At 52.5% G+C, this 18,574-nt stretch carries 20 protein-coding genes and 1 tRNA gene; 5 read left to right on the top strand and 16 right to left on the bottom strand.

Features of this window, described 5'->3' with window-relative positions; all coding sequences use genetic code 11:
• Positions 1–10 precede the first annotated feature (10 nt).
• Positions 11–295 carry a YfcZ/YiiS family protein gene (locus V3W49_RS12730; RefSeq protein ID WP_500145918.1) on the bottom strand — a complete coding sequence of 95 codons (285 nt, stop codon included), beginning with the start codon at positions 293–295 and terminating at the stop codon, positions 11–13.
• 370 nt (positions 296–665) lie between these two features.
• Here V3W49_RS12730 and fadL point away from each other — a divergent pair, with 370 nt between their 5' ends.
• The 3 genes from fadL to V3W49_RS12715 all read left to right on the top strand — a co-directional run bounded on the left by fadL (position 666) and on the right by V3W49_RS12715 (position 4,114).
• On the top strand, positions 666–1,988 hold the full coding sequence (gene fadL / locus V3W49_RS12725; protein WP_500145917.1) for a long-chain fatty acid transporter FadL: 1,323 nt from the start codon (positions 666–668) through the stop codon (positions 1,986–1,988).
• Positions 1,989–2,371: 383 nt separating this feature from the next.
• Complete coding sequence (locus V3W49_RS12720; RefSeq protein ID WP_500145915.1) at positions 2,372–2,860, top strand: hypothetical protein; 489 nt, start codon at positions 2,372–2,374, stop codon at positions 2,858–2,860.
• A gap of 345 nt (positions 2,861–3,205) precedes the next feature.
• Positions 3,206–4,114, top strand: coding sequence for a hypothetical protein (locus tag V3W49_RS12715; protein ID WP_500145913.1), 909 nt, complete (start codon positions 3,206–3,208; stop codon positions 4,112–4,114).
• On the opposite strand, the gene V3W49_RS12710 is transcribed toward V3W49_RS12715, so the two are convergent.
• From V3W49_RS12710 to ccmA, 14 genes are all read right to left on the bottom strand, one after another.
• Positions 4,086–6,200 (bottom strand): peptidase domain-containing ABC transporter, encoded by a 2,115-nt coding sequence (locus tag V3W49_RS12710; RefSeq protein ID WP_500145911.1) that lies wholly within the window; start codon positions 6,198–6,200, stop codon positions 4,086–4,088. The genes V3W49_RS12715 and V3W49_RS12710 overlap by 29 nt on opposite strands.
• Positions 6,193–7,476 (bottom strand): HlyD family secretion protein, encoded by a 1,284-nt coding sequence (locus V3W49_RS12705; RefSeq protein WP_500145910.1) that lies wholly within the window; start codon positions 7,474–7,476, stop codon positions 6,193–6,195. Before V3W49_RS12705 ends, V3W49_RS12710 begins: the two co-directional genes overlap by 8 nt.
• A 188-nt stretch (positions 7,477–7,664) precedes the next feature.
• The gene (locus V3W49_RS12700; protein WP_500145908.1) at positions 7,665–7,916 is read right to left on the bottom strand and encodes a hypothetical protein; all 252 of its coding nucleotides are present in this window, start codon (positions 7,914–7,916) and stop codon (positions 7,665–7,667) included.
• A gap of 55 nt (positions 7,917–7,971) precedes the next feature.
• Positions 7,972–8,196, bottom strand: coding sequence for a hypothetical protein (locus tag V3W49_RS12695; RefSeq protein ID WP_500145906.1), 225 nt, complete (start codon positions 8,194–8,196; stop codon positions 7,972–7,974).
• A 535-nt stretch (positions 8,197–8,731) separates the two neighbouring features.
• Positions 8,732–9,493 carry a phospholipid-binding lipoprotein MlaA gene (gene mlaA, locus V3W49_RS12690; RefSeq protein WP_500145904.1) on the bottom strand — a complete coding sequence of 254 codons (762 nt, stop codon included), beginning with the start codon at positions 9,491–9,493 and terminating at the stop codon, positions 8,732–8,734.
• Positions 9,494–9,524: 31 nt separating this feature from the next.
• Complete coding sequence (gene ccmI / locus V3W49_RS12685; RefSeq protein WP_500145903.1) at positions 9,525–10,730, bottom strand: c-type cytochrome biogenesis protein CcmI; 1,206 nt, start codon at positions 10,728–10,730, stop codon at positions 9,525–9,527.
• On the bottom strand, positions 10,727–11,191 hold the full coding sequence (locus V3W49_RS12680) for a cytochrome c-type biogenesis protein (protein ID WP_500145901.1): 465 nt from the start codon (positions 11,189–11,191) through the stop codon (positions 10,727–10,729). Before V3W49_RS12680 ends, ccmI begins: the two co-directional genes overlap by 4 nt.
• Positions 11,188–11,745, bottom strand: a complete 558-nt coding sequence (dsbE, locus tag V3W49_RS12675; RefSeq protein ID WP_500145899.1) for a thiol:disulfide interchange protein DsbE — start codon at positions 11,743–11,745, stop codon at positions 11,188–11,190. Before dsbE ends, V3W49_RS12680 begins: the two co-directional genes overlap by 4 nt.
• Positions 11,735–13,696, bottom strand: a complete 1,962-nt coding sequence (locus V3W49_RS12670; protein ID WP_500145898.1) for a heme lyase CcmF/NrfE family subunit — start codon at positions 13,694–13,696, stop codon at positions 11,735–11,737. The genes dsbE and V3W49_RS12670 overlap by 11 nt, the downstream gene beginning before the upstream one ends.
• Entirely contained in the window at positions 13,696–14,172 is a 477-nt protein-coding gene (ccmE, locus tag V3W49_RS12665) for a cytochrome c maturation protein CcmE (RefSeq protein ID WP_500145897.1), read from the bottom strand. Before ccmE ends, V3W49_RS12670 begins: the two co-directional genes overlap by 1 nt.
• Positions 14,173–14,391, bottom strand: coding sequence for a heme exporter protein CcmD (gene ccmD / locus V3W49_RS12660; protein ID WP_500145895.1), 219 nt, complete (start codon positions 14,389–14,391; stop codon positions 14,173–14,175). It lies immediately after the preceding gene.
• Entirely contained in the window at positions 14,391–15,128 is a 738-nt protein-coding gene (locus V3W49_RS12655) for a heme ABC transporter permease (RefSeq protein WP_500145943.1), read from the bottom strand. Before V3W49_RS12655 ends, ccmD begins: the two co-directional genes overlap by 1 nt.
• A 35-nt stretch (positions 15,129–15,163) precedes the next feature.
• Positions 15,164–15,823: a heme exporter protein CcmB gene (gene ccmB / locus V3W49_RS12650; RefSeq protein ID WP_500145893.1), complete on the bottom strand. Its 660-nt coding sequence runs from the start codon at positions 15,821–15,823 to the stop codon at positions 15,164–15,166.
• On the bottom strand, positions 15,820–16,446 hold the full coding sequence (ccmA, locus tag V3W49_RS12645; RefSeq protein ID WP_500145891.1) for a cytochrome c biogenesis heme-transporting ATPase CcmA: 627 nt from the start codon (positions 16,444–16,446) through the stop codon (positions 15,820–15,822). The genes ccmB and ccmA overlap by 4 nt, the downstream gene beginning before the upstream one ends.
• A gap of 509 nt (positions 16,447–16,955) precedes the next feature.
• On the opposite strand from ccmA, the gene V3W49_RS12640 reads away from it, so the two are divergent.
• Positions 16,956–17,030: transfer RNA gene (locus V3W49_RS12640), tRNA-Arg, on the top strand.
• Between the two features lie 267 nt (positions 17,031–17,297).
• The gene (locus tag V3W49_RS12635) at positions 17,298–17,993 is read left to right on the top strand and encodes a DUF3313 domain-containing protein (protein WP_500145889.1); all 696 of its coding nucleotides are present in this window, start codon (positions 17,298–17,300) and stop codon (positions 17,991–17,993) included.
• A 1-nt stretch (position 17,994) separates the two neighbouring features.
• Here the strand turns inward: V3W49_RS12635 and V3W49_RS12630 are convergent, their stop codons facing one another.
• Entirely contained in the window at positions 17,995–18,558 is a 564-nt protein-coding gene (locus V3W49_RS12630; protein ID WP_500145888.1) for a helix-turn-helix transcriptional regulator, read from the bottom strand.
• Positions 18,559–18,574 lie beyond the last annotated feature (16 nt).

Here is an 18,574-nt window from a genome sequence, read left to right as displayed (position 1 = left end):
ATGCGAGGGATTAACGCAGGCCGAGCTGGAAAATCAGCGCTTCGGCCTGGCAGGCGAAAGCGAAATCGACATCCAGGCGCACGCCTTCGGCTTCTTCAGTGAAGCGCGGCGTAATCTGGCAGGGTTCAGATTCAGCCTGACGCGCTTTGGCCGTCAGTTCCGCCAGCATCTTTTCAGCTTCAGCTTTGGTTGCGAATACCCGGCTCCAGGAGGCTGTGCAGTCAGTGTTGTCCATGACGGTGCCAACATCAACGCAGCAGCAAACCGGAGTTTCATCAGCACTGCATTTGCTCATTATCATTTCCTCTGTTTGCGCACCCGAGGATGCGCCGGTAGATACTGTGAATATTTTACGCCCCGCCCCAGCCCCTCTCCAGTCGAGAATGCCGGAATGGCGGTTCCGTGACAAAAATCACAGTTAAAAATGATCTAAAACAAAAAATATCCGCTTATGCCCCCTGAATTCCCCGGGAAATTGCCAGCCAGATCTCGTTTCGTTACTTACAATTGAAAAAAATCGTATACATAACTGCAACATTCCCGCTGGTCGTACCATACTCTCGCCACTGGTCTGATTTCCTCGCAGTACCACAGACCCTACACTTCGCGCTCCTGTTACGGCATGTAACATTGTTTGAATAAAAATAAATTATGAGGTTTTGGTCATGAGCCAGAAAACCCTGTTTACAAAATCATCGATAGCAGTCGCAGTGGCACTTATCTCAACATCCGCGTGGTCTGCCGGCTTTCAGTTAAACGAGTTCTCTTCCTCAGGCCTTGGTCGCGCCTATTCGGGGGAAGGCGCCATAGCTGATAACGCGGGCTCCGTCAGCCGTAACCCGGCAACGATTATGATGTTCGATCGTCCGAGCTTTTCCGCCGGGGCTATCTTTGTCGACCCCGATGTAGATATTTCCGGAACCTCTCCCACCGGCAACAGCCTGGACGCGGATAACATCGCCCCCACAGCCTGGGTGCCGAATATCCACTTCGTGGCGCCGATTAACGAACACTTCGGCTGGGGAGCATCGCTGACCTCTAACTACGGTCTGGCCACCGAATTTGCCGATAGCTACGCCGCCGGCACCATGGGCGGCAAGACCGACCTTGAAACCATGAACCTGAACCTGAGCGGCGCTTATCGTCTGAACCCGCAGTGGAGCTTCGGTCTGGGCTTTAACGCCGTTTACGCCCGCGCCAAAATCGAGCGCTACGCCGGTGATATGGGGCAGATCGCGGCAGGTTCCGGTATGCTGCCACCCGCGCAGGCGGGCATGGTGGCGAACCTGCCTTACAATACCCAGATTGCCCGCCTTAAGGGCAACGAATGGGGTTTCGGCTGGAACGCCGGTATCCTGTATGAGCTGGATAAAAACAACCGCTACGGCCTGACTTATCGTTCCGAAGTGAAGATCGACTTTGACGGCGCCTATAAGAGTTCACTGCCTTCTGCCTATAATCAGATTCTGGGCAGCTTTGGCCTGCCTATGGGCACCAACGGCAGCACCGTGGACGGCTCCCTTCAGCTTAATCTGCCGGAAATGTGGGAAATTTCAGGCTACAACCGGGTCGCGCCTAAGTGGGCTATCCACTACAGCATGACCTACACCAGCTGGAGCCAGTTCCAGGAGCTGAAGGCCAAAGGCCACGGCGGAGAGACTCTGTTCTATAAGCATGAGGGCTTTAAGGACGCGTGGCGCGTAGCGCTGGGCACCACTTATTATATGGATGATAACTGGACCTTCCGCGGCGGTATCGCCTTCGACGACAGCCCGGTACCAGCCAGTTCCCGCTCTATTTCCATTCCGGATCAGGATCGCCTGTGGCTGAGCCTGGGCACCACCTACGCCTTTAACGACGATGCGTCAGTGGATGTGGGGGTTTCCTATATGCACGGTCAGCACGTCACCATTAACGAAGGCCCTTACACCTTTAAATCCGACGGTAAAGCCTGGCTTTACGGCGCTAACTTTAACTACCGCTTCTAAGCGCTGTGCCCTGAAAACAACGGGGTGAGCTTAGCTCTCCCCTTTCCCATATACAAAAAATCCATCTGCTTTGATATTCCGTTGCTTTATCATTGTTATCAAGAGGGGTTTTCAGCATTGTTACTTTAGTATTAACACTTCCCATTACTCCTCCAATAAAGCCACCAACGCTGGGAATCCAGCCATATGAGCTTCTGCTGGCATCAGAGTAAAACATAAAGCATTATCCGCCCCCTGTTATCATCAAAGCCATTATCACCTGGTTTCCCATATTTAGCTTCGATAGTCTGGCGAGATATCTCCCCTGGGATAATAAACTCTTTCAAATAGCATGGGTGATGGTTTTTACCGCCATATTATCGTCAATCCCGGCATGATGCCCAATGATCTTTGCCAGCTCCGGCGCTGAAGTTCCGGCTATATTGCCTGTGAACTGGTCGCCACCAAAACTCCCACCACCGCTCAGGGTAATATGGTTAACAGGAAAACAGGTGCCCGTTCTGGCTGTGAGGATTCTGATTGAGTGGTGGCTTGCGCTAAAACAGCTCTTCGTTCTAACTGCTGATGCTATTGCTGATTTTGTTGTAGTAACTGCTGCTGTTGCTGCTAAATGGCGTTACGATCGGCGGGTGAAAGCGGTACGGCACCTGCGGTTCCGGACCCAAAAACCGGTGCCAGAGCGGCCATGCGATAGACATTCATCCCCGCTTCCCTTGCCAGCAGCTCATAAGGAGTCGCAAAATGCAATACACAATATTAAATTTAACTTTATATTTCAATTAGTTACTTTATATAAAAATGAAAGAGCCTTTGATTGTTATGACATAACTGACGGCAATGACGACATCAAAAAAATAAATATAATGAGGTAAAAAATACATTTTCAAAAACAAAAAACCAAGAAAGCACAAAATATCAGCATTTTTAACCAAAAGAATCGTCAGTCATTGCGCAGGAAAAATCATATTGCATGACCTGCCATGCCTGCGAAATACGATTTTTAGATAACAATGAAAATATCCCCGTAATACATCACCATATACCGCATTACGAATTAATCATCTTGAGCCCGGCACAAGAAAGCATCGTCAGCTCGTTACCTCTCAGCTAAAATCTGAAAAATCACCATATCACTACCGAAAGATAGTATTTTACATTTTTGACCTTATGATCATTCTCTCAACTAACTGATTGATATACTTTAATAATAATTAATTATGGATGATAAAATTATGCACAGCCAACAGCGTAAGATGCTCATTTCAGCGCTGGAAAAGAAAGCTTATCAAATCTACCACCAGGAAAATTTAAACGAGATGATCATGGTTCATGAAATGATGCTCGATACCTTTTACAGGAGAAGACCTTTATTCTATAAAACATTGTTTAAGCATCATCGATTTTGCATCAGCGCCATCATTCTTGCCATTTTTTATAATCAGCGCGATGCAACGCTAAAATTGGTCAAAGAGCGTATTATGTCAGGAAAAAAAATCGTCAGTGCAACCGCATTAGACGCTTTTCTGGTTCAGTTACGAATCTCAGGGCGACTGGAGATATTTCGGAATGCCGAAAACCGACGAGAGAGTATTTATCGCCCAACAGAAAAATTCATCACAGAAGCTTACGAACTTATTTTATGCATACTCAAGCCATACGAAATATTGAATGGTGCAACTCAAATAAATTATGCTCATAACCCGCAAGACTTCATTCCTGCATTTTTCAAACGCTATATTGACTTTGTGCTAAATGATATTACGATTATTGATATAATTCCCAGGGCGGAAGTTTTCATTGAAAAAGATGCCGGGCATATGATTATGCTAATTATGTATCGTGAATATGTTCGACAGCAAAGCTTATGTATTATGTTGTCCAATAAGAGCATTGCGCGCTACGCTCATGTATCCCGCACCCATGTCAGAAACGTGTTACTCGCAGCTCAGGATGCCGGTTATCTATGGCAGAAAAGCAATCTGTCCATTGAGCTGACGCCAGAATTTATTTCACTGTTTCGTATGTACTTTTCTATCTATATGGCTAAGGGGCTCTACGCCATCAGCGACGCAGAGCCCACTCACTATACAGAAACGACTAATTTTCTATCGAAGCACCCAGATTAATGACCCGGTCGGCGCTGGCAATCGTTGAAGGACGATGAGCAATAAAAATACGGGTAATCTGGAGATCGCGTATCGACTGATTGATTCTGGCTTCATTCTCCAGATCCAGATGGCTGGTCGCTTCGTCCAGAAACAGGATACCGGGCTGGCGATATAACGCGCGGGCAATTAACAGGCGCTGTTTTTGCCCGCCGGATAAATTACCGCCCAGCTCACCAATTAACGTTTCATAACCCATAGGCATCCGCATAATTTCATCGTGGATGCTGCAAAGCCTGGCACACTCTTCTATTCGTTCGTGATCTTTATACTCTTCAAAGCTGCTTATATTATCGGCAATCGAACCGGCAAACAGTTTATCATCCTGTAATACGCAGGCGATACTACGGCGGTAGTTATTGAGGCCAATACTGTCAATATCCAGACCGTTAGCCAACACGCACCCCTGCGACGGTTTCAGCAGGCCTGACATGACTTTCATCAGCGTCGTCTTTCCTGCCCCCGACGGGCCAATAATAGCCACGCTTTCACCGGCCTGGACGACGATATCCAGCCCCGAAAATATCGGTTTTGATAAAGCATCATACTGAAAACTGATCTCTTTTGCGTGAAACGCTACCGGTTCATTTGCCTGTGTCAACCTGCGTTCCGGCTGCTCAACTTCCGGATCCGACAGAACAATATCCGCCACACGCTCGTTATGCAGGCCCAGCAGTCGCATCTGCAACGCGATATTGATTAGGTTGGAAGTACGCTCGGAAAACTGGCTACGATAAGCGCTAAATGCCACAAACATTCCCAGCGTCATCCCCCCGTCAATAACCATAGAAGCCCCCAGCCAGAGAATTGTTATCTGATCCACGGCATTAAGGAAATTAACCAGCCCTCCGTATAGCATATCCAGGCGAGAGGTACGAATTACCGCATTGGCGCTATCGATATTGAGATTCAGCCAAAATCGCGAGCGCAGCCCGGTAATGCCCAGCGCCTTGAGCGTACTGATGCCATAAAGCGTTTCCATAAAGTGCGAGCTGGCCTTCGCTTCTTTTACAATCTGCTCTTCCCACGCCTGACGATATCGACGATAGGTTGTGATACGCAGCGTCATATAAAGTAGCGTGAAGCCACAGACTATCCAGACCAGCCAGCCGCCATAGAGCAACATCATCACGAATACGCCAATCGAGACGATGATATCAATAATGCTGTTGACCAGATTGTCCGTCAGCGTATGGCGAATAGTGTCCAGTGACCCAATTCGCGACTGAATATCACCTAACCGCCGTTTCTCAAAGTACGACAGCGGCAACTTCATGAGATGATCGAATATTCCACTCTTCCACTGCACGTTAATCACGGAGGCCATCACCAGCGATGTCCAGGCGCGTAAGGTGCTGATGACGGTACGGCACAGAATAAACGCCAGTAATCCGATACAGATAAGCGACAGCAGATGATGATCTTCCGCGATAATGACGTGATCCATCACCAACTGAGTACCAACTGGAATTAACAGATTGATAGCTTCAATAAGCAGGCTAAAACAGAATATTTTACCGAGCGTGGCGACCAGTCCGTCAATGTGGCTCATCAGATCCCTGAGTCGCATCTTGCTACGCGATTTTTCCTGGGAGAAGCCTTTATCCGGCCACAGCTCAAGAGCTACGCCAGTAAAGTGACGAGACAGTTCTGCCAGACCGATAACCCGACGACCAAGCGCCGGATCGTGGATGACGAACCGATTACGCCCTGCGGAAATCAGCACCACAAAGTGACACATGTCCCAGTGTAAAATACAGGGTGTTCTGAGCTGGCGCACTTCATCCAGATCTAACGAAAGCGGCCGGGTTTTTAAGTTCACTTTACCGGCAATATCGACCAGCAATCCCAGGGTAGCGCCATGCGACGAAATGCCAAACCGATGGCGCAGGTTAAATAAGTCAACATCCATACCGTAATAACGACATATCATCGTCAGACAAGCCAGACCGCATTCGGCGCTTTCCGTTTGCAGTATCTGTGGAACCTTCCTGATAAAGCTAAAATGCAGCCGTTCAGATATCCGTTTTAATAATGTCTTATCCATTTACCGGCCCCATCAGGCTATTGACGACATCATAGAATGGTGAAAGTACCCATTGATAAAGTGGCCGACTTTCAAGAAATACCGTAGCCTGAGCTTTCATACCATTAGTGAGTACCAGCGAGTGACGACGGGAATCATCATCGATATTGATAATCGCTTTATAAAAGGGCTCTGCCGGGCCATTTAGCTGAATTTTGGGAGGATTGCTGTAAGACGCCAGCTCCTGAGGAGAAGCGGGAACACTGGATATCGAAATGACTTTACCGGAAAACTGCCCAAATTTTTCATAAGGGAAAGCATCATAACGAATATTTATTTTATCGCCTGTTTTGACATAAGGAATACTGCTGTTAGGCAACCAAAGGATCAAAAAATAACCCTGGCTATCTTCAGGAACAATCTGGGCAAGGCTATCTCCGGCATTGACCATTTGCCCCTGAGTTACGCTAAGCGATTCAACTCTGCCATCCAGTGGCGCGCTAACAAAGAGAGTGCCAGAAGCATCCATCTCCGCCAGCTGGCGTCGCAGATTGCCCAATTGATACTGCTGTTGAGCTATCTGGTTATCAAAGTCTGTCGCTTTAGTAATCACATCGCCTTTCAGGCTGATAATCTGCAAATTTTGCTGAATCAACTGACTGTTCAGGTTCTGGTATGCACTCTGCTGCTGGTAATAGAGATAACGCTGATTAGTCATCTGATCGTTATTCACCAACCCCTTCCGTTTGTAATCGGAATAGTTATCCATTGTTGCTTTCATATCGACCATACCCTTACGGGCATTATCTACTATGCGCAGCGACTGCTGATACGCGTTTTGATATTTTTCCAGCTGTTGCTCCATATGAGACAGCGTGATCTTTTTGTTATCATTCAGTTTATCAATAATGCTTTCAACTATACTGATTTGCTGACGAATGGACTGAATCATATTTTCGCTAACGTTGCCGGAATGGGTGACCCGACTGACGTCAATCTGATAGAGTCGGTCGCCCTTACTCACCCGTTCCCCCACCCGAACGTCCGACAGGCTGATAAATCCCTGGCCAGGTGAAAAGATGTTCACGGCTCGGGGCAGCGAAGTGACTTCTCCATTAACATTAATTCTGCGTGTGTAGTCGCAAAAAATAATTACCGCCAGAAGCACACTGATAAAGACCAGCGTAAAAATAGCGACAATCCAGACAGGGTAGCCGGATAACAGTAATGCCTGCCCCAGCCATCTTGACTTTGCATTCTCGAGTGCTTCCTGACGAAACAATCCTCTGTCACTCATAACAGTCCGCTATTTATCCTGGAGATAACAACAATATTTAAACATAACGCTGACTGACAGCAATAAAAATCGGGTGGCTTCGACTCCAGGGATAATGAATATTATATAGACCAGAATCGAAGCTTAACACCCGAAAAAGTAACAATATTAACGTAAAATTAATCCCAACTGGCGACAGTGCGAACTACTTATGCAATGCCAAATATTTTTTCAACCAGACCACCAACACCTTTGCCAATACCTGAACCAATAAAGTTACCAATCGATTGACCCAGGCGACCGAAAATAAAGTTTCCGACTACCGGCAGAGCGCTGCCGAGCAGCGAACCAATTCCGCCACCGACCATACTGCCAATCGAGCCGCCAACGTCCCCCAGAGTATCCTGCACAACGCCAGCGCCATTAACAACGGTCATTTCCGCAGCATTTAACTCACGCATATTCCCTCCAGAATAGCCATAAGAAAATATCTTATGGCTATAATAAAGTCAGATTTTATTTTTTACCGAACAGGCCGCCAAAGATTGAAGAGAGCAGATTAACGCCCGTTTCAATCACAGCACCAATTCCCGTACCCAGTGCCGTGCCAGCTTCAGCAGCACCTTTAACACCAGCAGCTTCAATGATAGCGCCAATACCAGTACCTAATGCAGCACCTGCATCTTTAATAGCACCTGCGCCAGAAACTTCGGCTAATTCATTTGAGTTAAGATCTCTCATTTTCCCTACTCCTGATAAATTGATTTAGGATAAATCTTCTATCGCGAGGTGTTCCCTCACATCTATATTTATAGAAGTCTGAATAATAGAAATCAATAAGCGATATCAGTGCTGGTATAATTAGTGTAAACATTACAAATAAAGCGCCAGGAAAAAAAGAAGAAATAAAAAGACATTACCATTAAAAATAATGGGTTAAACATGCCGGCAGACACAAACAATAATATTACCGCCAGTTATTATCCTTATTAATTATAGATGTGATTTTACCAGCACCAGCACCAGCACCAGCACCAGCACCAGCACCAGCACCAGCACCAGCACCAGCACAATACGTTCACTTTTTGACCAAAACAAAAAGCAACGCCGATTATTGATGATGGCGCAAATTAAGTAAAACGATGGAAAATAGAGAATGATGATTTTGGGCCATTTTGGGCACTTAAAGTAGCCCAGACCCGGTATGATGGTGTGACCAGTGCCAGCCTCCTGGCATCGAAGTAAATAATAAGAGGCTGGCATCCAACGATATCGACTACTCCGAATCGATATCCTTAAGATCGTCCTGAATCGCCTGGGCGTTGGGATTCTCTTCCGGCTTCAGCTCACCGCCGTTGGCAATAAAGTCATGGCGCTGGAAGTAAGCTTCACGCACCATAATGTACGGATCGGACGACTGACGCAGCAGACCGTCGGAATCCAACAGCTGGGCGCGGCTTTCGATCCCTTCCAGAGTCCATTTACCAATGGAAAGCGGCCAGGTTAACCAGGAGAGCACCGGATAGAGGTCATCCGCCATATCGCCGACGTCTTCTCGCAGGGTAAAGCTTCCGTAGAACGGCAACTGCATATAGGGGCCATAACCCACTCCATAATGGCCCATAGTGCTACCAAAGCGGTGCGGTTCGGTGCGCTGCAGTTTCGGGTTCGCTGCGCCGGCCACGTCCATCAGACCGCCCAGACCCAGGGTACTGTTCAGGAAGAAGCGGGTGAAGTGCACCATCCCTTTGTAAACATCGCCACGCAGGAAGGAGTTGACCATAATGGCCGGCTCTTCCAGGTTGCTGGTGAAGTTGCTCAGGCCATTACGCGCCGGCTGCGGCATGTAATCCCGCCATGCCACAGCGACTGGCCGCACGACATAGGGATCCAGCACGTTAAAGTTAAAGTTGTACATCGAGCGGTTAAATCCTTCGAAAGGATCGGAACGCCCCTGCTGCTGTTGAGGGTCTGAGGAGCTGGCGCAACCCACTAAAAGAGTAGTGGCGATCGCCAGCCCGGTCAGGCGAAGTTTCATAGCATCTCCCTGTATCATGTGACTGGCGCGCTCAAGGCTGCTGTCGCGACACCTCCACCGCTACCGGCTCCTGGCCCGGTAGCGTGATGGTCGCACTTTCCCCAAGCCAGTCGCCAGACTGCGGCTCGGGTCTGCCATTCTGAGAAATATGCACCTTTACAACACCGCGATGCAGGCCGGACAGCGGCCGGTTGGGCATCATGGCATCGGTATCGTCTAACGTCAGCGACAGCGGGAAGTGGCCCAGTGGTAGTTTTTTTACCGCCACCGGCACATTCGATTCGCCATCGGTCACCGAAACAAATAGTATCCCGTTCTCGGGCAAGGTTTTTTTGGCTTTCGGCGTGAGCGTGATTGTAACAGCCAGTTTCACGTTGTCTACGCCAGCTTCCACTTTGGCCTGCGCGATGCTTCGTTCGATAACCCCCCGGCGTTCATCACCCGCCGGCAGCAGTCGCAGCATAATCTGCCATGCACCAATGGCTTCCTGATACTGTTTCTGCTCAAAAGCGTTAAATGCCAGCAGGCTCAGCACCCGAATATTGGTGTGATCGGCGCGCAGCATTTCGCGCAGCATAGCGCCGCCCTGCTGATTATCCTGAGGATCGGCGGAACGGGTCAATATTTCAGCATAGTCCAGCTTTACGCTGGCGTTATCCGGCGCCAGTTTCCAGGCGCGTTCGAAAGCCTCCGAGGCGGTACCGGCGTTATTCAGCACCATACCGATACGTCCCAGCATCTGCCAGGCCTGAACGTTGGTGGGGTCGTCCTGCAAGCGGGTACGCAACCCCAGTCCCAGACGCGCCATTTCTTCCATATTCAGCGGCCGGGCATCAGGATCCATCACCCGCTGCATCAGCGCTGGAGTCTGTCGGGTAACGGCCTGCCATTCACGCACTTTTGAAACGCCCGACGTTTTTAAAAATACGCCAACACTCACCGCCGCCAGCAACAAAATCGCAGGCAGCAACACCCAGCGGCTGGATGTGCGACCAGCGCCCTCACCTGGCTCATCAGGAATATCCTGCAGCAGGTTCTGCTGAAGCTCTTCGACCATCCGCTCGCGCTGCTCGGGTGAGACCGGTGCATTATCCCGCTCCAGCTCCTGCAGCCGGGCATGATAAAAAGCGCGGTTCATTTCATTGCGATCCGGGCTCTGAGCACGCCCCCAGGGTATAAACAGCAGCAGCGATACGGCCAACAGCAGAACAATAATAGTAATAATCAGCAGCGTCATGGCGCCTTCCTTTCTTTTTCCAGCAGCGCTTTCAGCCGCTGCTGCTCTTGCTCGCTCAGGGCGCTTTCATCGCGCTTGCCGCGACGGCGGCTACGCATCACAATCGCTGCGGCGCCCACCAGGACGCACAGCGCCGGAATCAACCACAGTAAAATAGTCAGCGGCGTCAACGGCGGCTCATAGGTGACGAAGTGGCCATAGCGCGCCACCATATAGTCGATGATCTGCTGCTTACTTTCGCCCTGCTGCTGTAGCTCGTATACCTTCTGGCGCATATCAGCGGCGATCATGGCGTTAGAATCGGCGATACTGTTGTTCTGGCATTTAGGGCAGCGCAGCTGTTCAGTCAACTGGCGGAACTCCTGCTCCTGGGCCTCGTTTTTAAACTGGTATGTATCGATGGCCGCGCTGGCGCCGAACGTCACCACCAGGGCCATCAGCCCGATTAACCACCGGCTCATGCCCCCGCCTCCCGGCTGTATTTATCCCACAGCGATTTCAGCTCCTGCTGCCAGACCCGATCGTTAAGATCGCCGGCGTGGCGGTAACGGATTATCCCTTTACCGTCGATCAGGAAGGTTTCCGGCGCGCCGTAAACTCCCAGATCCAGCCCCAGCATTCCGTCGCCGTCAAACAGGCTCAGGGCATAGGGATTGCCTAATTCATTCAACCAGCGCACCGCCTTCTGGCGATCGTCTTTGTAGTTCATACCCACCACGCGGATCCCCTGGGCCGACAGGCCGTTCAGGAACTGGTGCTCGGCACGGCAGGTGGGGCACCAGGTTGCCCAGACGTTAAGCAGCAGCGGCTTGCCGTCGGTCAGTACTGACTGATCGTAGGTTTTTCCCGGGTTTTCCAGCGACTCCAGGCGGAATACCGGCACTGGTTTGCCGATCAACGCCGATTCCAGGCGGGTCGGATCGTCGCCATCGGCATTGCGTACCAGCTGCCAGAGCAGCGCCGCCGCCAGCAGCAGAAACAGGAATAGCGGAATAAACAACACTTTACGATTCATTGCGCGCCCCTTTCAGCGTTTTACGTAAACGGTAACGCGGATCGAACATACAGAGCACGCCCCCCAGCGCCATCAACACGCCGCCGTACCAGATCCAGCGCACAAAGGGCTTATAGTACAGACGTACCGCCCAGCTACCGTCATCCAGCTCTTCGCCCAGCGCGGCGTAGAGATCCCGGGTCAGCCCGCCGTCAATAGCCGCTTCGGTCATCATCATCCGGTTGCTGTTATAAAAACGCTTTTCGGCGCGCAGCGTCGCTTCTGGCTTGCCGTTGCGGGTGACGTCGATAATCCCTACCCCGCCCCGGTAGTTCGGGCCGGTAATATCGTGCACGTCGCGGAAGGTGAAGTGGTACTGGTGGATATTCACGCTATCACCGGACTTCATCCGCACATCGCGCTCAATGCTGTAATTCTGACTAAAGGCGATGCCCACTACCGTCACCGCTACACCAACGTGGCCCAGTACCATACCCCAGTGGCTGCGCGACAGCTTCATCAGCCCGCGCCACAGGCCGTGGCGATCGGTGGCTCGCTCATGAACTTCCATCAGCGCCAGCACAAAGACCCAGATGGCCATCAGCAGCCCGACTACCGTCATCGCTTCGATCCTGTCCTGGAACAGCCACGGCAGCAGCAGCGCAAGCAGCGCGGTGACCACCAGCGCAATCAGCAAGCGCCCGCGCAGCTTGTGAGGCTCGTCGCGGCGCCAGCGTACCAGCGGCCCGATGCCCAGCATCAGGGCGAACGGCGCCATCAGCACGCTGAACATAGTGTTAAAGAAAGGCTCGCCGATAGAGATGCTGCCCAGCCCCAGTTGCTTATGAACCAGCGGCAGCAACGTGCCTAACAGCACCACCAGCATGGCCGCTACCAGCAGCACGTTGTTGCCCAACAGGAAAGATTCGCGCGACCACAGCTCATTGCTGACGCGGGCCCGTACCCGGTTGCCCTTCACGGCGTAGAGCAGCAGCGAACTGCCGATCACAATCACCAGCAGCGCCAGAATAAACATGCCGCGCGCCGGATCTGACGCAAAGGAATGCACCGATACCAGCACGCCGGAGCGTACCAGGAAGGTGCCGAGCAGGCAGAGTGAGAAGGCGGTAATCGCCAGCAGCACGGTCCAGGCCTTAAAGCTGCCGCGCTTTTCGGTTACCGCCAGCGAATGCATCAGCGCGGTACCCACCAGCCAGGGCATAAAGGAGGCGTTTTCCACCGGGTCCCAGAACCACCAGCCGCCCCAGCCCAGCTCGTAATAAGCCCAGGCGGAGCCCAGCACGATACCGATGGTCAGGAACACCCAGGCGGCCTGGGTCCAGGGGCGCGACCAGCGCGCCCAGGCGGTATCCAGCTTGCCCGCCATCAGCGAGGCGATGGCGAAAGCGAAGGCCACCGAGAAACCGACATAGCCCATATACAGCAGCGGCGGATGGAAGATTAGCCCGATATCCTGCAGCAGCGGATTCAGATCGCGCCCTTCGATGGGAAAATCCGGCAGGGTGCGGGTAAAGGGGTTTGAGGTCAGCAGAATAAACAGCAGGAAACCAACGTTAATCATCCCCATCACCGCCAGCACCCGCGCCACGGAATCCAGCGGCATCCGACGGCTGAACAGCGCCACCGCGCAGGTCCAGGCGCTCATCAGCAGCACCCACAGCAGCAGCGAGCCCTCATGCGCCCCCCAGGTGGCGGCTACCCGGTACCAGACCGGCAGTTCGGTATTGGAGTTATTCACCACATACAGCACGGTGAAGTCGTTGACCACAAAGGCGTACACCAGGGTAAGGAACGAGCCGAGAATGGCCACAAACAGCGCGCAGCCCAGCGGTCGCGCCAGCGCCATCAGCCGCGCGTCCTGGCGGGACGCGCCCCACAGCGGCCAGATGCTCAGCACCAGCGCAATGCCGAGCGCCAGGCAGAGCAGGTAATTACCTATTTCCGGCATCATCAGTGATTATCCTTATAAGCTTCCGCGGGGCGATGATGGTTCTCTTTCATCGCCTCTTTCACTTCCGGCGGCGTATAGTTTTCATCATGTTTGGCCAGAACCTCTTTGGCAATAATATGATTGTTTTCGCCCAACTCTCCCTGGGCCACTACCCCCTGCCCTTCGCGGAACAGATCCGGCAGAATGCCCTCAAACGAAACATCCACCGTGCCGCGGGCGTCATAGAGCTTAAAGTTCACCTTCAGGCTCTCTTTATCACGCTTCACGCTGCCGGGCATCACCATGCCGCCGACCCGCAGGCGCTGCCCCGGTTCTGGTTTCAGATGACTTTCCCCTTTACCGTAGATGATTTCGCCGGGGGTATAGAAGAGATCGATATTGGAACGCAGCGCATAAAGCACCAGCGTAACAGTGAGCGCTACCCCCGCCAGCAGCGCCGCTGCCAGCCAGAGCCGGTTTTTTCGACGTGGATTCACTTAGGCTTCCTCAGGCTTAATATTCTGTTGCGCCGCGCGAATACGCCGTTCGCGGGACTGTTGACGGCGAACCTCTGCCAGCAGCGCACGACGCTGCCACAGGGTATGAACCACCAGGCCGAACAGGGCGATAATCGTCGCCGCTACCGCCAACCAGACGTAGAAGGCATAGCCCCCCATCGCCCAGAAATCCTGCCAGCTATTGAACGCCAGTAGCATCAGGCTTTCCTCCCTTTTTGCGCCAGCGCGGCCACCCACGGGCGGCGTCGCTCCTGAATAAGAATAAGGTTACGCAGACGCATCAACGTCAGCGTCGCAAACAGCGCAAGGAACCCAAAAATGCACCAGCGCAGCGGCATCCGCATGGCCGGATCGATAGTCTGCTGCATATTAGTAGAGCCCTGATGCAGGGTATTCCACCAGACCACCGAATAGTGAATGATCGGCAGGTTGACGACGCCTACCAGCACCAGAATACCGGCAGCGCGCCCCGCCAGGCGGCGGTCGTCAAAGGCGTTGTACAGGGCGATAACCCCAACGTACAGGAACAGCAGCACCAGCTCCGAAGTCAGACGGGCATCCCAGATCCACCAGGTTCCCCACATCGGCTTACCCCAGGCGGAACCGGTAATCAGCGCAATCAGGGTATAAACGGCCCCGACTGGCGCCATGGCGGCCACCGCCAGATCGGCCATCTTCATCTGCCAAATCAGCCCAATAAAAGCGGCAATCGCCATTGAGGCGTAGATGCCCATCGACCACATGGCCGCCGGTACGTGCAGATACATGATGCGATAGCTCTGCCCCTGCTGGTAGTCCGCTGGCGCAAAGGCAAAGCCCCAGACGCAGCCCACCACCAGTAGCAGAGCGCTCAGTAGCCCCAGCCACGGGATAAAGCGCCCGCAGAGGCCATAGAGCCGCTCCGGAATCGCCAGCTGATGTAATGCTTTCCACATTGTTTTATCGCTCACAAAGCTCAGAAATTCTTTTGTTATTGAACGCTAACCCTGAGCGCTGCCGCCGTGGCAAAAGGCCCAAGGGTGGCACTCCCGGCCAGAAAGGCGCCTAAAATCGCCATATAACCGTTTACCGGCAAATTCATTGATGCCGCATCCAGCGCCGCGGTGGCGAAAATCAGCAGCGGAATCGTCAGCGGCAGTACCAGCAGGCTTAATAAAACACCGCCGCGCCGCAGCCCTACCGTGAGTCCAACGCCGATGGCCCCCAGAAAACTCAGGGTCGGCGTGCCCAACAGCAGCGTCAGAGCCATTACCTGCCAGCTGTGAAAATCCAGCCCCAGCAGCAGCGCCACCAGCGGAGACAGTAACAGCAATGGCAGACCTGTCACCACCCAGTGAGCGCCCACTTTTGCCAGCACCACCGCAGGCAGCGGCAGCGGCATCAGCATTAGCTGCTCCAGGCCGCCATCCTGCCAGTCATCGCGAAACAGCCGCTCCATCGCCAGTAGCGAAGAGAGTAGCGCCGCCACCCAGATAACCCCGGGGGCGATACGTGCCAGCATCTGCGGCTCCGGCCCGATACCTAACGGAAACAGCGTAATCACAATCAGGAAAAACCACAGCGGGTTAATAATTTCCGCCCCTTTGCGAAACGCCACCCGCAGCTCGCGCCGAAAGATAAGCCACATCATGCGCCTTCCTCCATCACACCAGGAGCAAGGGTAATACAGCGCAGCGGGCAGGACATTGGCCGTAATGGCTGATGAGTGGTCAGTACCACCATTCCCCCCCGGGCGGCATGAAATTCAAAACGTTGGGTTAGTTTTTCCACTCCGGAGACATCGAGCGCGGTAAAAGGCTCATCCAGAATCCACAGCGGCGCTTTGCTCAACCACAGCCGCGCCAGCGCCACCCGCCGCTGCTGTCCGGCGGAAAGCTGGGCCGCGGGTACATCTTCATAACCCACAAGTCCGACCGCCTCCAGCGCCTGCCAGCGCGCCTGCTGGTCGGAATCGGCGTGGAAAAAACGCAGGTTTTCGTCCGCCGTCATCACGTTTTTGACCCCGGGCTGATGGCCCAGCCACAGCAGTTCCCGATGATAGCCTTCGCGATCGCGCCGCAGCGGCGTTTCACGCCAGCATACCTGCCCCGTTTCCATCGATGCCAGCCCACACAGGATGCGCAACAGCGAGGTTTTTCCGGCGCCGTTAGGGCCTGCGATCTGTACCACATCGCCCGAGCAAACGGTGAACGACAGCGCCTGAAACAGCACCCGTTCATCGCGAACGCAGGTCAGATTTTGCGCATCAAGCATCGGGGAGGGACTCCATCATCATTCAGGGCGCGGGAATCATACCATACACCACAGGCGTGCTCTAAGCCCTGCGGGGCCTGATTACTAACCATAAAGGAGTAATGTTTTTTAACCAGATCAAAAACTGATCGGATAGTTTTCCCGGCGCGCGGCTACGTTTAATACCGGGATGACAAACGGAGGGAAAAATCACCATGCGCCAGCCTGATGACCCGGCTTATCGCTTCAGACGAGCTCCCCATATTGTGCCCGGCAGCGTCTGGACATTTCTTCCTGACCTTTAACTGGAGTGAGTTCCTGTGGCCCTTCCCCTCTGTCGGTGCTTGCGGACAATATTATCGGCAGTGCCTTTATCTTCGCGCTGATTAGCCGCACCCGGATCCGTAACGCTATGGCAACTCAAAAAAAGCGCCGTAGCGCGCAGGTGGAATAGCGGCTGGCGATACTTTAAGCAGTCAGGCGGCAGGTAGCTTAACCTGACGGCAAAAACAGGTATACTGGTCGCCGCCGTCCCCTTAGTTAAATGGATATAACGAGCCCCTCCTAAGGGCTAGTTGCAGGTTCGATTCCTGCAGGGGGCGCCATTCATCTCTACCTTTCTTCATATCCCTTATTAAATTCATACATCCGCGAACTATAAACTCAATCAGGCGAGCGAATTATTTCGTATCCCCCAGAAAAACATCTTTTAATCATAAGATTATATAATCCTGAAGATCTATAGCGAAGATAGCCCCAGAGCTTTGTTTCCTTTGTAATAACCCCTCGCGAAATTAGATCTACTAAACTCATGATTAACCAGGATGTTTTTCAACACCGCTATAATCGGCGCCTCTATCCCAGGAGTCGATATGAAGCGTTCAATTTTTGTTCCATTTTTATTCGCCGGCAGTGCCCTGCTATTAAGCGGCTGCGCCAGCAAACTTGCCTCACCGGAGCAGTATTCCGGCTTTCTGAAAGACTACTCCGGGCTCAAAGAGGCCCAGACCGCCTCAGGCAAGCCGGTAATGCGCTGGGTCGCCAAAGACTTTCACCCTGAAGACTACCATAGCGTCATTTATCAGCCGGTCGTCTATTATCCCGAACCCAAACCGACCACCCGGATCGGTAAAGAGACCCTGGATAAGATCCTCTCTTATACCGATATTCAGATGAAGGATGCGGTATCCCAACGCTATCCGCTGGTCGATAAACCGGGTAAAGGTACCCTGGTGTTCCGCAGCGCCATTACCGCGGTGGACACCTCAAACCAGGGACTTCAATTTTATGAAGTACTGCCCATCACGCTGGCGCTGGCGGGAACCGAGTATGTCACCGGCTACCGAACCCAGGATACCCATCTTTATTTTGAAGGTGAGCTGATGGATTCACAGACCCATAAAGTGGTGGCGAAGTTTGTGCGTAAAGGCCAGGGCAAGCAGATCTCCAACGCGAATAAGTTGCTGACGCTGAACGATATGAAAGGCGTGGTAGATAATATGGCGAAAGATGCCCGTAATTTTGAGGTGGCGAAACGCGATGCTTCCGCCACGGTGAAGGGAATCTGAATCAGGCGTCGTTCCCCGAAAACGGATGCTTAAAGGTGGACTGGCGTACCGCGCCGGCCACCGATTTCAGCACCCGCATAAACTGACAGAGTTCCTGAGTCGAGTCGATACCCAGTTTCTTCATGGCCCGACGCTTACGGATGCTAACGGTTTTCATCCCCACCTCCAGCGTCCGTGCACAGGACTGAAGATTCCCCTTTTCGCTCAGAAAACCAATCACCCGAAGCTCATTGGCGGTCAGTTGCTTTTCTCTGGGAATACGTCGGCGCGGATAGCCATATTTCATACCGTTGAGGATAATGCGCCCCATCTCGGCCACCGTCATAGGCAGGCTGATAAAAATGCCTTCGTGAATCCGGGTATGCAGCAAATGTTCCTCGCCCGGCCCCGGCGCTTTTTGGGTGATATAAAAAAGAACCTGATGGCGGGTAATATCTACCGTCGGGAATGGCCCCGGATCGCTGATATCGATAAACAATGGCAGATAATTCATCTGGCTGGCTAATTCGGCCACAATGGCGGCGATCCCCTTTTCCAGGAAGTAATTACGGGTCACTATTTTCACGTTGATACCTGATAAT

It is taken from the genome of Rosenbergiella sp. YN46 (genome assembly GCF_036620675.1).
GTDB lineage: Bacteria > Pseudomonadota > Gammaproteobacteria > Enterobacterales > Enterobacteriaceae > Jejubacter.
The sequence above is the reverse complement of the archived record's forward strand: the minus strand, read 5'-3'. Positions and strand labels throughout refer to the sequence as shown.